The organism is Chryseobacterium electrogenes, assembly GCF_053553015.1.
Genome location: NZ_JBNPPB010000002.1, coordinates 2139309 through 2155387, shown reverse-complemented (window position 1 = coordinate 2155387; position 16079 = coordinate 2139309). Strand labels below are relative to the sequence as shown.

Genomic DNA, 16079 nt, shown 5'->3' with positions numbered 1-16079 from the left:
AAGATACGAAAATAATTAATAATTCAATTGAATAATAAACAACTAATATTAATATTTATTTAAGCTTTTTCAATCTTTATATTAAATTTAATTTCATCTATTTCAATTTCGTCTACCGAATTATTGTTGTTCTCAATTTTGATTTCGTTGGCTAATACTTCTTCAGAAATATAAACCTTATTTTTCTCTAAATCAGTTAAGAAAGGATTGTCAGTGTCTACAGAAATAATAATTTTATCTGTTAGATCAAAGTTTTTATCTTTTCTTAAATTCTGGATTCGATTGATAAATTCTCTTGCAATTCCTTCGGATTTCAACTCGTCCGTAATTAGCAAATCTAGTGCCACAGTTATTTTACCATCACTTGCTACGGTCCATCCAGGGATATCTTTAGTAGAAATCTCTACATCATCCATAGTAATGTCATAGTTAGCAACTATAATCTTACCTTCTTTTTCTAAGGTTGATATGTCATCAGATGTAAGCTTAGAAATCTCATTAGCCACGACTTTCATATCCTTGCCTAATCTTGCGCCTAGAGCCTTGAAGTTAGGCTTTATTTGTTTGATGATAAGATGCGATGCTTCTTCGGCATTAATTAAGTCTAACTCTTTAACGTTAACCTCTTGTTTTATCAGCTCAGAAACTGCTAAAATCTGTTCTTCCGTTTTCTTATCCAACACAGGAATCATTACTTTCTGCAATGGCTGACGGACTTTTACATTTTCTTTCTTTCTTAGAGAGAATACCATAGAAGTGATGCTCTGCGCTAGATGAGTTTTCTCTACAAGATCTAGATCTATTAAGCTCTCATTAACTACAGGGAAATCTGTAAGGTGGATAGATTCTGCCTTGTCTTTTCCTGTTACAGCATTAAGATCTTGGTATAATTGATCCATAAAGAATGGCGCAATTGGTGCAGAAAGCTTAGCTACAGTCTCTAGACAAGTATATAATGTCTGATAAGCAGAAATTTTATCATTGCTGTAATCACCTTTCCAGAAACGTCTTCTGCATAATCTTACATACCAGTTAGATAGATTATCGTTAACAAAAGTATTGATAGCTCTTGCTACTTTAGTTGGTTCATAATCTTCATAGAAGGCTTTTACTTCTTTAATTAAAAGATTAAGTTCTGATAAAATCCAACGGTCTATTTCTGGGCGGTTTTCTACCTCTTTTTCAGAATAATTGAAACCATCAACATTGGCATATAATGCAAAGAACGAATACGTATTATATAATGTACCGAAGAATTTTCTTCTGGTTTCATCAATACCTTCAATATCGAATTTCAGATTCTCCCACGGATTAGCGTTAGAAATCATGTACCAACGTGTTGCATCTGGTCCATAGACAGAAAGCGTCTCAAAAGGATCTACGGCATTGCCCAAACGTTTTGACATTTTTTGTCCGTTTTTATCTAAAACCAAACCGTTAGACATAACGTTTTTATAAGCCACCGAATCAAAAATTGCCGTAGAAATAGCATGAAGTGTATAGAACCAACCACGAGTCTGATCCACGCCTTCTGCGATAAAATCTGCAGGGAAGGCTTTGTTCTCATCAATCATCGCCTTATTCTCGAAAGGATAATGCAATTGTGCATAAGGCATTGAGCCTGAGTCAAACCAAACATCGATTAAGTCGCTTTCGCGTTTCATAGATTTTCCTGATTCTGAAACCAAAACAATCTTATCCACCACATTTTTATGAAGATCAATTAATGCATAGTTTTCTTCGGACATATTACCGATTTCAAAGCCTTTGAAAGGATTGTCATGCATTAATCCAGCCTTAATTGACTGTTCTATTTCGTTATATAATTCTTCTACAGAACCAATGATTTTTTCTTCCTTCATGTCCTCCGTTCTCCAGATAGGAAGCGGGATGCCCCAATAACGAGAGCGAGAAAGATTCCAATCATTAACGTTTTCTAACCAATTGCCAAAACGTCCTTCTCCAGTAGATTTTGGTTTCCAATTGATAGTTTCGTTTAGTTCTACCAAGCGATTTTTAACTTGAGACATTTTTACAAACCAAGAATCCAATGGATAATATAATACGGGCTTGTCTGTTCTCCAACAATGTGGATAACTGTGGACATATTTTTCTACCTTAAAGGCTCTGTTTTCTTCCTTTAGTTGAATTGCCAAATGCACATCCCAAGATTTCTCTGGGGCTTTGCCATCGTCGTAGTATTCGTTTTTAATATATTTCCCTGAGAAAATTTCTGGGACATTTTCGCCATGGATAAATTTCCCTTGCAGGTCTACTAAAGGCACTAAGTTGTCATGTGCATCTTTTACCAACATTGGTGGTACGCCAGCATCTTTTGCCACTTTAGCATCGTCAGCACCAAAAGTTGGCGCGGTGTGTACGATTCCTGTTCCGTCTTCTGTTGTTACAAAATCTCCAGGAATAACACGGAAAGCCGCTTCTGGATTTTCTGCCGGCAAAAACCAAGGAACGAGTTGCTCGTAAGTGGTATCAACCAAGTCAGAACCTTTAAACTCTGCTAATAATTGATAAGGAATCGTCTTAGATTCTGACGTGTAATTTGCGAAATCTTCATCCGTCCCTTCTACAAATTTCTTCCCAAATTGTTTTGTCATCAAAGCTTTTGCCAAGATGATATTAATAGGCTCGAAAGTGTATTGATTAAAGGTTTTAACCAAAACATAATCTATATTATTACCAACTGTCAACGCTGTGTTAGACGGCAAAGTCCAAGGCGTAGTCGTCCAAGCTAGGATGTAGATTGGTTGATTGTTGCTTGCTAATTGTTGGTTTAGTTTTTCAGAGAAGTTCTTTACTTTAAACTGAGCGACAATCGTTGTGTCAGACACATCTCTGTAAGTCCCAGGTTGATTAAGCTCGTGAGAAGATAATCCTGTACCTGCTTTTGGAGAGTAAGGCTGGATGGTGTAACCTTTATATAATAGCTCTTTGCTGTATAATTGTTTTAGCAACCACCATACCGTTTCCATGTATTTTGGTTTGTAGGTAATGTATGGGTCTTCTAGATCTACCCAGTATCCGATTCTTTCGGTAAGGTCATTCCATACATCAGTGTAGCGCATCACGGCTTCGCGACAAGCTTTGTTATAATCTTCAATAGAGATTTTTTTACCGATATCTTCTTTAGTAATTCCTAATTCTTTTTCTACACCTAGTTCTACAGGAAGTCCGTGTGTATCCCAGCCAGCTTTACGGAAAACTTGCTTTCCGTTTTGAGTCTGGTAACGGCAAAAAATATCCTTAAGCGCTCTCGCCATAACGTGGTGAATACCTGGCATTCCGTTAGCGGAAGGAGGTCCTTCGTAAAACACATATTCTGGTTGTCCATCACGAATTTCAACACTTTTCTTGAAGGTGTTATTCTGTTTCCAGTATTCGGAAACTTGTTCTGCGATGTTGGTAAGGCTTAGGTTTTTATATTCTTTGAATTGGCTCATCTTTAAATAATTCAATATCGTTGGTGGATTAAGTGAGCAAATTTAGTGAAAAAAATAGGAAAAGCTTATCTATATCTACAATTGAAAATGGAATGTGATGAATATATTAATCTTTTCTGTTAAGATTGATGTAACATAATTAATATAATGTAAACTTTAATTGATTCTAAATTATATTATTAATAATAGAAAAGCTAATTATACAGTCTATTTTAGGACTTTATACAGGCTCTATGAAGAACATTAGAATACAGTAATTATTGAAATGTAAATGTTTTTATAAAAAAACGTCTATTTTTGCAAAAAAATTCTGAATGTCAAAGAATCTAGTTATCGTCGAGTCACCAGCAAAAGCAAAAACCATCCAAAAGTATCTAGGGAAAGATTTCGAAGTAAAATCAAGCTTCGGTCACATCCGTGATTTACCTAAAAAAGGAATGGGTATAGATCTCTCGACTTTTACACCAGATTACGAAGTTTCTGCAGACAAGAAGAAATTAGTAACTGAGCTTAAAGCCGCTGTCAAAAAAGCAGATATGATTTGGTTAGCGTCCGATGAGGACCGCGAAGGAGAAGCTATTGCTTGGCATCTTGCTCAAGAATTAAAATTGAAAGAAGACAATACCAAGCGTATTGTTTTTCATGAAATTACCAAAAATGCGATTCTTAAAGCCATAGAAAATCCTAGACAGATCGACCAGAATCTTGTTAACGCACAACAGGCAAGACGAGTTTTGGATAGAATTGTAGGTTTTGAGATGTCGCCAGTTCTTTGGAAAAAAGTAAAGACTGGATTATCAGCTGGTCGTGTGCAATCCGTTGCAGTGCGATTAGTGGTAGAGAAAGAACATGAGATTAGAGCCTTCCAACCAACGGCTTCTTATAAGGTTGAAGGTGTTTTTCAGAATAAAGACGGACAAGATATTGCCGCAAAGCTTAAGAAAGATTTTGACAAAGAATTAGATGCAGAACAGTTTTTAATTCAAGCTCAGAAAACAGATTTCAAAGTCCTTAATGTTGAGAAAAAACCAGGGACAAGAAGTGCTTCTGCGCCCTTTACAACCTCTACTTTGCAACAAGAAGCTTCTAATAAGTTAGGTTACGGTGTGACTTCTACCATGCGTGTAGCACAACGTCTATACGAGGAAGGTTACATTACTTATATGAGAACCGACTCTGTTAATCTATCGCAAGAAGCTATTAATAACGCGAAAGATTATATTATTAAAGAATTTGGTGATGTTTACTCTAAACCAAGAAATTATACAACCAAATCATCTTCTGCACAAGAAGCCCACGAGGCGATAAGACCAACGGATTTCTCTGTTAAATCTATTGCTGATGCGCAGTTGAATAAATTATACCAATTAATCTACAAAAGAACATTAGCCTCTCAGATGGAGAATGCTAAAATCGAAAAAACAGTTGTAGAAATTGGCAACGCTTCTCTGCCACATCATTTTGAAGCGCAAGGAGAAGTGATTGTTTTTGATGGTTTTTTAAGGGTTTATGGTTTTACTTCTGCCGAAGAGGACGAAGAAGACAACAACGAAAAATTACTTCCAAAAGTAGATAAAGGCGAAGCTTTAGACTATAAAAAAATTATTGCAGTTGAGAAGTTTACACGACCTTCTGCAAGATATACCGAAGCTGGATTGGTGAAAAAGTTAGAAGAATTAGGCATTGGACGACCTTCTACTTATGCGCCAACTATCCAGACTATTCAGAATCGTGAGTATGTTGATAAGCGCGAGATCTTACCTCAAGAACGAGAAATTGTCAAAATGACTTTAGCCAAAACAGGCATCAAAAAAGAAGTGTTGACGGAGAAATTTGGCGGTGATAAAAATAAATTTGTCCCAACAGATATCGGAGAAGTGGTTAATGATTTCTTGACGTCTAACTTTGCTGAGGTTTTAGATTTTGGATTTACCGCGAGAGTAGAGCAAGAATTTGATGATGTCGCTAATGGTGGTAAAGAATGGAAAACTCTTATGACCGACTTCTACAATGTCTTCCATCCGAGGATTGCCGATGTTGAAGAAAATGCAGAACGTGCTAATGGAGAGCGCCTATTAGGTGTTGATCCTAAGTCTGGTAAAAATGTACATGCAAGAATTGGGCGTTTTGGGCCTATGATTCAGATTGGTGAGCAAGACGATGAAGAAAAGCCAACTTTTGCCTCGCTAATGGCTGGACAGAATATCGCGACTATCGCTTTAGAAGAAGCTTTAGAATTATTCAGATTACCGTTTGAACTAAATGAAGTTGATGGACATCCTGTTGCCGTTGGTGTTGGTCGTTTTGGTCCTTATGTTAAGTGGGGAGAAACGTATATCTCTATCCCGAAAGGCGAAGATCCTTTATCTGTTAATCAAGATCGAGCAGAAGAAATTATCAATGAAAAAAAGTTGGCTGACGCGCCAATTGCTAATTATAAAGGAGAACCAGTAACCAAAGGCGTTGGCCGTTTTGGACCTTTCCTTAAGTATAAAAGTATCTTTGTTAACGTTCCTAAGAAATATGATTTCGATAATTTATCAGCGTCTGATATTAATGAATTAATAGATGCTAAATTAGATAAAGAAGCCAATCGTTATATTCAACAATGGGAAAAAGAAAAGATTGCTATTGAAAATGGACGTTGGGGACCTTTTATCAAATTCGGGAAGTCCAACCTTAAAATCCCGAAAAAAACAGATGATACCAAGTATGATGCTGAAGAGCTTAAAGAACTGGATCTAGACACTGTAAAAGCTTGGATTAAAGAGCAAGATCCTAAAGCTTTCGAAGAGAAGAAAAAAGCACCTGCTAAGAAGCCTGCAGCTAAAAAACCAGCAGTTAAAAAAACAACAGTAGCTAAGAAACCTGTTGCTAAGAAAAAGTAGCATTAAGTTATAAAAAGAGCCATCATTCAACAAGAATGGTGGTTTTTTTACTGTATTTAATTGGTTTTTAGTTTTTATTCATTTTTTGGTGATGAATAAATAAATCTATTTTAATACATTTGCTTTTCACACCAAATGACTGAAAATACCCAATGGCTATACTGCACCCTGTTTTTACTTTACTTGTAATTTTTGTTATCATTGGTAGTTTTATGGAGGTGTATAGTGATTCTTATAAAAAGTATCCTTTGGCACTTGGGATTATTGGTTTTTTCATGATTGTTTTTATTGGATTAAGGGGTTTTGTAGGGGCGGATTACGGTGTGTACAGGATTTTATATAATATCTATTTCCCAACGATTGAGTTTTCAGAATTAATGAATAAAGCTACTTTTGGTCGCTCTAAGGTTGAGGAAGAATGGCTTTATATATTCCTTAATAAGTTAGTTTTTTTTACGGGAAGTCCATTTTATATTTTTACTCTAGTTAGTGCTATTATAACTTTGGGTATTAAGTTTTTGAGTTATTCTAAAAATTCTGTTTATCCTATTTTTTCGGTAATGTTGTTCATTTTTCCGAGTTATTTTATAGCAGATAGCGGACACATGAGGCAAGCTTTGGGGATGGTTTTTTGTTTGGCGGCTTTTAAGTTTATCAAAGAAAGAAATTTGTGGTTGTACTTGCTTTGTATGTATGTCGCGATAGGATTTCATAAATCTGCTATTATTTTTTTACCGATGTTTTGGTTGGTTAAAGTCCCGCTTAACTCGTATCGTATTTTTTTATTAATTGGTGTGAGTATACTTTTGTCTCCGTTTCAGATTTATAATTTTGCATCAGTTTTTCTTAATTCTTTATCTGTACAAGATCTTTCTAATGGTATTAATGGTTATATAGATTATGAAGCAAGGACATCTACGTTTATGGATGGCTATATTGTTGTATTTTGTATTTTAGTTATTGTTTTTAACAAAGTAGCGTGTGAGAGGATTTTATATTATGAATATATGCGGAATATTGTTGTAATGGGTCTGTGTATGTACTTCATTATGCGAGATAATCCTGTGTTTTCTACCAGGTTGGTAGGAAGTTTCATGTGTTATATTCCCTTAGTTATACCTAATATTGTTGCTTCTATTAGAGAAGAAAGCCGAAAGAAACTACTACATCTTTATTTTGTAATATTTACGGTGTTCTATTATTTTGTTTTTGCTTCTTTCCAAGGGGATAAAGGGAGATTTACTCCAAGTACTTACGAGAATGTACTGTGGCGTACGTGATAAATGCAAATTATGAAAAAAAACTATATACTTTTATTAATGATTTTACTATTAAGCCTTTTGGTTCTTTATAGTATTACATCAGTTAGCGGTTATGCTGGGCGTTATATTTATCCACTAGATGATACTTATATACATCTTTCTATGGCTAAAAATTTCGCACAATTTGGGACTTGGGGTATTACACAGTATGAATTTTCGTCTACCACATCTTCTCCTTTTTTTACATTTTTATTGTCCGTTTTCATTAAGATATTTGGGACTTGGGATTATATTCCGATTGTTATTAATACTATTGCGGGATTGCTTATTCTTATTATTTGTAACCAATATCTTAGACGTTTTTCTACTCTTTCTCAAGTTATTATTCTACTTGCGATAATACTGTTGATGCCTATGCATCTTATGATAATAGTTGGGATGGAACATGTTTTTCATGCGTTGACTATGCTGTTGACATTTATTTATTTTGAGAAATATATAAATGTAAAATCTAATAAAAACTTTTCTTTATTAGTTCTTTATGCTTTATTGGCAACAGGGTTTAGGTATGAAAGTTTATTCTTTATCTTAATCATGTGTATGTTTTTATTTTTCATCAAGAAGGATTTTGCAAAAAGCATTTTGTTAGGGATTTTCGCATTGTTGCCCGTTATCATATACGGTTGGATTTCTGTAGAGAAAGGTTCTTATTTTCTGCCCAATTCTTTAGTCTTAAAAGGAAATACTAATGATGGTATACAAGGCTTTATTATGCGCGTTGCTGGTAATGGTTATAGAGGTTTATCAGTATTGATGTTGGTAATAATTGTATTGACTCAATTATTTTGGAATATAAAAAATGAAAAAGGCTTTATTAATAAACTTACAAAAAAAGCTTTACCAGTAGTTGTTTTAGCCGGATTTGGATTACATCTTATGTTCGCTAATTTTGGGTGGCTTATCCGCTATGAAGCTTATATGATTGTTTTGTTGTTATTTGTAATTGCACCTTTTTTTAACGAGATATTCTCTTATTCAAAACCTAAAATAATACTAAGATCCCTTGTCGTTATTCTATTAGTATGCACGCTTTGGATGAGATTTGTTAACATGTTGAAATACCAAACTCTTGCCTCAAAAAATATCTACGATCAACAGATACAATTGGCAGATTTCCTACATCAATATTATAGAGATTCTTGGATTGTCGCTAATGATATCGGAGCTATTACTTATTATAATAATATACATCTATTAGATACCTATGGACTAGGAAATATAGAAATTGCTAAGCTGAGAAAAGACGATCATGCTAAATTTAAAGATAACAAGCCACTACAAAAATACATTGCTGATGTCACAAAAAATGGTGAATATAAAGTAGCAATTGTTTTTGAAGATTGGGTGAAAATGCCAGATTTTTATACTAAAGTTGGAGCGTTAACCCTTCATGATAATTATATGAACGGCGGCTCTACCGTATCTTTCTTTGCTATAAAAGAAGAGCAAGTAGCAATTCTTAAAAATCAACTCAAAGAGTTTTCTCAAAAAGTACCAAAAGACGTTACCATAACTATTGTAAATTAACCCATGAATTTCGAGGACTTTATTATTGCGCCTAAGCCAAGACGAACAGAAAATTGGCAGATTGGAAACAGTATTGAAAATGATATTATTGATGATAGCATTGTATTGCTATTTTTATCAGATTATCGCGGTGCAGGAGGCGGTGCAGTGGTTGAAGATTTTAACCTAATCAGAAAAGAATTTTATAAATTATCTAAGTTAGACTTTCATGTTCCTATTGTTGATCTAGGAGATCTTGTCTCTGGCAAAACTCAGGAAGATTCTCACTATATATTGCAAGAGGTTTTGGAGATTTGTCATCAGAAAAAAGCCATTCCTGTAATTGTTGGCGGAAGTAATGATTTTGCATTTTCGTTGTTTTCTGCGCTTAATTTTCATCAAAAAGACATTAATTATACTCAAGTTAGTAATGTTATTTCGCTAAAACAAAGTGAAGGAATTAATGAAAGTAACTTTCTGGGGAAAATACTTGGATCCAGAAATTTCTCAATAAAGAATTACCATCATCTTGCCTATCAAAAACATCTTAATGAGATGGATTCTATTAAAATGATAAAAGAAGTGCAATTCGATATTGTACGTCTAGCAGAAATGATGAATTCTACAGAAAGAACAGAACCTTACTTTAGAAAAGCCAATCTTGTAACCATTAATTGTGATGCCATAGAGAGTTTTACCGATGCTTTCTCTATTAATCCTCAGGTTAATGGGCTTAACAGAAGAGAGATCTGCGCTTATATGAAAGAAGTAGGACTTAGCGAAAAGTTAATGTCTGTAGGTCTATTTAATTATAATATTTATTCTGAAAATCAACTAAATCATCAACTGTTAGCACAGATGATTTGGTATTTGATAGAAGGTATTAATATTCAAAAATCGCATCCTAAAGAAAGACAATACGAGACATTTTATATATTAATTAAAGATGAAAAATATGCCTTTAAAAGAGATGTCTTCAGAGATCTTTGGTATTTTGGAGAAGATGAAGATATTGATAATTGCATCCCTTGCTCTCGATTAGATTTTGAAGATAGCAAAAGAGGTTTTCTTAATCCGCGGTTTACCAGAAATTAAGACTTGATAATCAACATCATTATAAGTGCTAAATATTCTTCTGTATTTAGTCATCTCAAATGTGTTGTCGTATAATAACAAAGCAAAGTAAATTATGAAAGTATCAATCATAGTGCCTGTATATAATGTAGAAGAATATTTGGAAAAATGTTTAGATTCTTTAGTCTTACAGACATTAGATGATATTGAGATTATAGCAGTTAATGATGGGTCTAAAGATGGTTCTCAGCAAATATTAGAACGTTATCAAGAGAACTATCCAAGCAGATTAAAAGTTTATAGTAAAATTAATGGAGGTCTTAGTGATGCCAGAAATTTCGGTATAGATAGAGCTTCTGGGGATTATATTGGTTTTGTAGATAGTGATGACTTTGTGACGCATAATATGTTTCTTGATATGTGGCAGCTTGCCGATAAACATAAAGCCGAAATTGTAGTATGTAATCTTCAAAAAGTTAACGAAAAGGGAGAGGTTACAAGAGAGATTCCGCAAATCCCTAATATGCCAGAAAAGATCTTGTTAAAAGATAATTTGTCTATTTTCTCTGATTTGGGATGCTTCGCTTGTAATAAGCTCTTTAGGAAAGAATTATTTAATAATCATCGTTTCAAGAAAGGCGTTCATTTTGAAGATATTCAATTAATTCCGCAATTAATATTAGAAAGTACTGTCGTTGCACAGACACAATCGTGTCATTATCAATACTTTGAAAGAAGTGCTTCCATAAGTAAAGCCTTTACTGTAAAAGGTTTGGATATGTTAGATGCGGTACGAGATGTTGAGGTGTTTTACGATCACTCAAGATATAGTGACAATAAGTTAGTGCTTAAGAATTTTCAAATTTTAGAAGGGGTTTATTCTTTTTTGGCCTACTTAGCGTATGTCGATGATAAGAAATCTTATAAAATGATGAAGTCTCAATTCTTAGAATTTTGTAAAGAAAGATCTATCACAACAAAAGATATTCTTAATTATAAAAGATTTGGTAAAAACTACTTGTTAGGGCTGTCTTTAAAGAAAATTATCTATTATATTTTGGTTTTTAGTGGGTTTGATTTATCAATATTTAAAAAATAGTGCAATTTACAGAATTGTAATTATTTATATGGAAAATATAAATTTTTCAATGAATTTTATGGTTTGTTTTGGTTTGTAAATTGGGAAAAACTTTATTTTATTGAAAATTATATATTACCTTTGCAATGATGAAAATGAAACGTGCCTTCTTTTAGTTCTATGTATTAAAAGGTCTTTTATAGTAGTCATAAAAACTAATCAAATTTTGGATGAAAAATATAGAACTTTACATTGAAAGTCTTGGCATATCCTTTTTTTACTTTAAGATAGTATTGGGATTTTCCCTTTCATTTTTAATTACCTTTACTAGTATCCCTATAATTGTAAGAATATCTCGCCGTAAAAACCTTATGGATGAGCCGGGTTCTAGGAGCTCTCATCTTAGTAAAGTTCCTAATTTGGGAGGTGTGGCTATATTTTTTTCTTTAGGGGTTTGTGCTCCTATTTTTGCATATCAGTTATTTGAAAGTTATAAGTTTCTATTTCCATCCTTAGTTATTCTTTTTTATGTAGGTATTTGCGATGATATAACAGTGATGAGGGCTTATAAGAAATTATTAATACAGATTCTGGTTTCTGTTCTCATTGTGATTGGATCTGATGTAAGAATTAGAAGTCTTTTTGGGTTATTTGGGATTTATGAGCTTAATTATTTTGTGAGTGTAATCTTTAGTATATTAACATTTGTAATCCTTATTAATGCTTTTAACCTTATAGATGGTATTGATGGCTTGGCGGGAGGCTATAGTATATTGTCTAGTTTGTTATTTTCTGTAAGTTTTTTCTGGTTAGGAGAATATAATTATCCATTAGTTATTTTTTGTGCTATAATTATAGGGTCTGTCTTGGCTTTTCTGTATTATAATCTATCGCTTGTTAGGATAAGAAAAATTTTTATGGGTGATACAGGATCTATGATATTAGGGTTTCTTTTAGCATTTACTGCTATGACATTTATAGATTTATTTATCGCGGTCAAAGATGTAGGTGTCCCATTTTATCATCTCCAGACGGCTCCTGTTATTGCAGTTGCAATACTTATATTACCTATTATAGACACCTTGACTGTTATTATTGTAAGATTACTACGAGGTAAGTCTGTTCTAGAAGCTGATAAAAATCATATCCATCATAGGATTTTAGAATTAGGCTTAGGTCATCGTAGAGCGACGTTTTACATCTGTATATATTATCTTATGATTGTATTAGTTGCCTATTTTATGAGACATCAGAATATTAATGTTTTACTATTGACTATATTTGTGCTTGGATTTATAGGTTCGTTATTGCCTAATATTGTGAAAAAATATTCTAGAGCATAACCTGTAAAGGCATAATTAAAATTAAATTACACAGTTTCGATGAAAAAAATTTTATATATCTTATTCATTTTAGTTCTTACAATTTCTTGCGTATCAAAAAAAGACGTACGCTATTTACAACCTAGCGAGAGTCTTACAATTAATGAAGAAGGATTAATCCCCTATAATATACAAGAGTATCGAGTAACAAAGAGCGATATTTTAGCGCTTAATATTATTACACCACCTAAGGGAGATGCCGCTCAATTTTATTCTACATATAATACATCTTCAGGAGAGGGTGGCGGTGGACAAAGTCCTAGTGCACAAGGAGGAGGCGCTGGTGTGGGCGGGAATAGGCTTTTCTATTTTAATGGCTTAAAATTAGACTCTAAAGGTGATATTTATGTTTTCGGTATTGGCTATGTTAAAGCCGAAGGAAGAACTTTAGAAGATATTAGTGCAGAAATACAAAGTAAAGTTAACGAGAATTTTCTAGAAGGAAAATCAGAAGTTAGATTAAATACAGATGGACTTACTTATTATATATTAGGAGATATAGAAAGTACAGGTATTACAGGTGCTAAAACATCTCATGTACAAAGACTTAATATATTAGAAGCTCTATCTACAGAAGGAGGTCTTAACCGTACGATTGATAGAAAAAACATTGTATTACAGCGTCAGTACCCAGAAGGTATAAAAAGAGTTCAGCTAGATCTTACAAGAGAAGATGTAATGAATTCGCCTTATTTTTGGTTGCAAAATGGTGATATGATTTTGTTAAATACGAATGGTAAAAGTATCTCTGGCTTTGGAAAAGAACCATTACAAAGTTTGACAACTGGTGTCTCATTGCTTACCACAGTGTTATCAATCTATCTCATCATCACAAAGCTTTAATCTATGATTCCTGATACAAAAAATAATGATTCTAGTCCTAAAGAGGGAGATGTAGTTGTTAATTCATTTAGCTTTTTTGATCCTCTTCATTTTCTTAATAGAATTTTAAGAAATTGGTACTGGTTTGCTATAATGGCAGTTATTGGCTATTCTATTTCGTATGTTTATAGTAAATATTATGCACAAAGAGTCTATGCCTCTAGTTTGTCATTAAGTGTTTCTAATAATACGGCAAGTTATTTTACCCCTAATCAATCCATTAATTTTATTTGGGGTCAGACGGGTAACCAAGACGGAATTTATATTAAAAAGATTTTGACATCCCGTAGCTTAAATGAATATATTGTTGATAAGCTCAGTCTGTACACCAATTATACCACTAAGGGATTTATTAAAGAAACATTCTTAGATGAAGATGATTCTCCAGTTATCATGGAGATTGACAAAACACACCTTCAACAAGTTAATTATCCAATTACACTATTGCCGAAAGCTAATGGTAAGTATCAAGTAGTATTACCAGAAGAAGGAGAAAGCACCAGTCTTTATAGTTATATCGCTGAGTCCTATGAGTCTGTTAAAGACTATAGTAGACCAGAAGATAAGATCATTGCTATTGATGAATGGTATGAATCTCCTAATCTTAAATTCAAACTTAAAAAAAATCCTAATGCGTCTCCTATTAAATTTGACAATATCAGAATTCAATTAGTTCCTATTAACCAGGCGGTTAATGATATAATAGGAAGCCTGAGTGTAGATTTTGACAAAGAATTACCTTCCATAATGATTATTAGTAAAAAAGGTTATAATCTTAACGGAACTGTGCGTTTTCTTAATTTGTCTGTAGACGAATTGATAAAGAAAAGACTTAATGATCAGAATAAAGTTGACCAAAATACTATCGTTTATCTTAAAAAAAGTATGGACGATGTACGTGTAAAGTTAGACTCTAGCGCAAGTGTTCTTAATGGTATTAAGATAGAAAATAGATTGTATGATCTTAAAAATCTAGATCAAAAAACGTTTGACAAACTTACAGAATTAGAGAAAAATAGATCCGATTTATTAACTAAGTTAAAATCCTTAGACCAAGTAAGAAACGCTGTTGTTAGTAATAACATAGATAATATTATCAATATTAATTCTGCTGGGATAGAAGATGGAGCTTTCTCAGCATCTGTTTCTGAGCTCAAAGCTTTGTATGCTAAGAGAAGAGAGATGGCGTTAATTTACACACCTAATTCTGAACCCATGAGAGAAATTAATCGTCTGATTAATGAAGCTAAAACCAATTCTCAAGGTGGTCTTAAGAAATATTACTCAGGCTTTGATGAGCAATTGAAAGCTCTTAATACAGAGATTGCAACCATTGATAACAGTCTGACTTCTCTTCCAGAAAAAGAAAGAAAATATTTAGATGCAGAAAGAGGCTACGCTATTATAGAAGCTGCTTATAACACTTTACTAGCAGAGCAATCTAAGTCTCAGATGAGAATTGTTTCTAACACAAGTAACCTTACAGTTATTGATAAAGCTAAGAACTTAGGGCAAGGGCCAATTGCACCTAATGTTAGCGCTACCAAAACTGCTATTATGGGGAGTTTGTTGCTTATTCCGTTGTTGTTTCTTACTCTTGTAGAACTTTTAGATAATAAAATTAGAAATATCAAAGAAGTTGCAAAAGTGACTAAGATGCCAGTTTTAGGAATTATTGGTAAAAATACAGAAGAAGGTAATTTAGTGGTCTTAAGTAAGCCTAAAGCCTCAATAGCAGAAGCTTTCCGTGGTATAAGAGCTAATCTGAAATTTCTATCCAGTGATGTTAAAAATAGCAAAGTTATATTAGTTACTTCCTCTATTGGAGGAGAAGGGAAAACCTTTGTTTCTATGAACCTTGCTTCTGTGATTGCGCTAAGTGGGAAAAGAACGATACTTTTGGGTATGGATCTTCGTAAGCCAAAAATTTTCGGAGATTTTATGATTAATAACCAAAACGGAATTTCTAACTATCTAACAGGTGATGTTAATTTAGAATCAATTATTAATAAAACAAGTCTTGATAGTCTGGATGTTATAATGTCTGGGCCAATTCCGCCAAATCCTTCTGAGTTATTGCTGAGTGATCGTAATGCTCAATTAATAGCAGACCTTAAAGAAAGATATGATTTTGTTATTATAGATTCTCCACCATTGGGATTAGTGGCAGATTCTTTTGAGCTTATAAAACAAGCTGATTCTACTATCTATGTTGTACGACATGAATATACAGAAAAGTATATGTTAAAGATGATAACGGAGAAATATGCCAAAAAAGAAGTAGAAAATATAGGGATTATTTATAACGATTTCGAAGCTAAACAAGGTTATGGCTACGGCTATGGCTACGGTTATGGCTATGGCTACGGCTACGGCTATGGTTATTTTGAAGAAGATCAGAATTTTAAAGAACCATGGCTGATTAAAATTAGAAATAAAGTGAAAAATCTACTCAATAAGAAATAGAAAACCGCCCTCATTATTTGAGG

At 33.3% G+C, this 16079-nt stretch carries 9 protein-coding genes; 8 read left to right on the top strand and 1 reads right to left on the bottom strand.

Going from position 1 to position 16079, the window contains the following annotated elements; all coding sequences use genetic code 11:
• Positions 1-59 precede the first annotated feature (59 nt).
• Entirely contained in the window at positions 60-3458 is a 3399-nt protein-coding gene (ileS, locus tag ACQQ6V_RS09850) for an isoleucine--tRNA ligase (RefSeq protein ID WP_448845346.1), read from the bottom strand.
• Between the two features lie 314 nt (positions 3459-3772).
• Between ileS and topA the strand changes: the two genes are divergently transcribed.
• The 8 genes from topA (at position 3773) to ACQQ6V_RS09810 (ending at position 16056) form a co-directional block, all read left to right on the top strand.
• Complete coding sequence (gene topA, locus ACQQ6V_RS09845) at positions 3773-6346, top strand: type I DNA topoisomerase (protein ID WP_448845345.1); 2574 nt, start codon at positions 3773-3775, stop codon at positions 6344-6346.
• A gap of 152 nt (positions 6347-6498) precedes the next feature.
• Positions 6499-7626: an EpsG family protein gene (locus ACQQ6V_RS09840; protein ID WP_448845344.1), complete on the top strand. Its 1128-nt coding sequence runs from the start codon at positions 6499-6501 to the stop codon at positions 7624-7626.
• Between the two features lie 12 nt (positions 7627-7638).
• On the top strand, positions 7639-9195 hold the full coding sequence (locus ACQQ6V_RS09835; protein WP_448845343.1) for a DUF8728 domain-containing protein: 1557 nt from the start codon (positions 7639-7641) through the stop codon (positions 9193-9195).
• Positions 9196-9198: 3 nt separating this feature from the next.
• Positions 9199-10269 carry an arginase family protein gene (locus ACQQ6V_RS09830; protein ID WP_448845342.1) on the top strand — a complete coding sequence of 357 codons (1071 nt, stop codon included), beginning with the start codon at positions 9199-9201 and terminating at the stop codon, positions 10267-10269.
• A 94-nt stretch (positions 10270-10363) separates the two neighbouring features.
• Positions 10364-11347, top strand: a complete 984-nt coding sequence (locus ACQQ6V_RS09825) for a glycosyltransferase family 2 protein (RefSeq protein ID WP_448845341.1) — start codon at positions 10364-10366, stop codon at positions 11345-11347.
• 209 nt (positions 11348-11556) lie between these two features.
• Positions 11557-12669, top strand: a complete 1113-nt coding sequence (locus ACQQ6V_RS09820) for a glycosyltransferase family 4 protein (RefSeq protein ID WP_448845340.1) — start codon at positions 11557-11559, stop codon at positions 12667-12669.
• Between the two features lie 39 nt (positions 12670-12708).
• The gene (locus ACQQ6V_RS09815; protein WP_448845339.1) at positions 12709-13551 is read left to right on the top strand and encodes a polysaccharide biosynthesis/export family protein; all 843 of its coding nucleotides are present in this window, start codon (positions 12709-12711) and stop codon (positions 13549-13551) included.
• A 3-nt stretch (positions 13552-13554) separates the two neighbouring features.
• Positions 13555-16056, top strand: coding sequence for an exopolysaccharide transport family protein (locus ACQQ6V_RS09810; protein ID WP_448845338.1), 2502 nt, complete (start codon positions 13555-13557; stop codon positions 16054-16056).
• The last annotated feature ends 23 nt before the right edge of the window (positions 16057-16079 follow it).

Coding starts and splice junctions, on each gene's coding strand:
- ileS (WP_448845346.1), bottom strand. CDS start 3,458: ATGAGCCAATTCAAAGAATATAAAAACCTAAGCCTTACCAACATCGCA.
- topA (WP_448845345.1), top strand. CDS start 3,773: ATGTCAAAGAATCTAGTTATCGTCGAGTCACCAGCAAAAGCAAAAACC.
- ACQQ6V_RS09840 (WP_448845344.1), top strand. CDS start 6,499: ATGGCTATACTGCACCCTGTTTTTACTTTACTTGTAATTTTTGTTATC.
- ACQQ6V_RS09835 (WP_448845343.1), top strand. CDS start 7,639: ATGAAAAAAAACTATATACTTTTATTAATGATTTTACTATTAAGCCTT.
- ACQQ6V_RS09830 (WP_448845342.1), top strand. CDS start 9,199: ATGAATTTCGAGGACTTTATTATTGCGCCTAAGCCAAGACGAACAGAA.
- ACQQ6V_RS09825 (WP_448845341.1), top strand. CDS start 10,364: ATGAAAGTATCAATCATAGTGCCTGTATATAATGTAGAAGAATATTTG.
- ACQQ6V_RS09820 (WP_448845340.1), top strand. CDS start 11,557: ATGAAAAATATAGAACTTTACATTGAAAGTCTTGGCATATCCTTTTTT.
- ACQQ6V_RS09815 (WP_448845339.1), top strand. CDS start 12,709: ATGAAAAAAATTTTATATATCTTATTCATTTTAGTTCTTACAATTTCT.
- ACQQ6V_RS09810 (WP_448845338.1), top strand. CDS start 13,555: ATGATTCCTGATACAAAAAATAATGATTCTAGTCCTAAAGAGGGAGAT.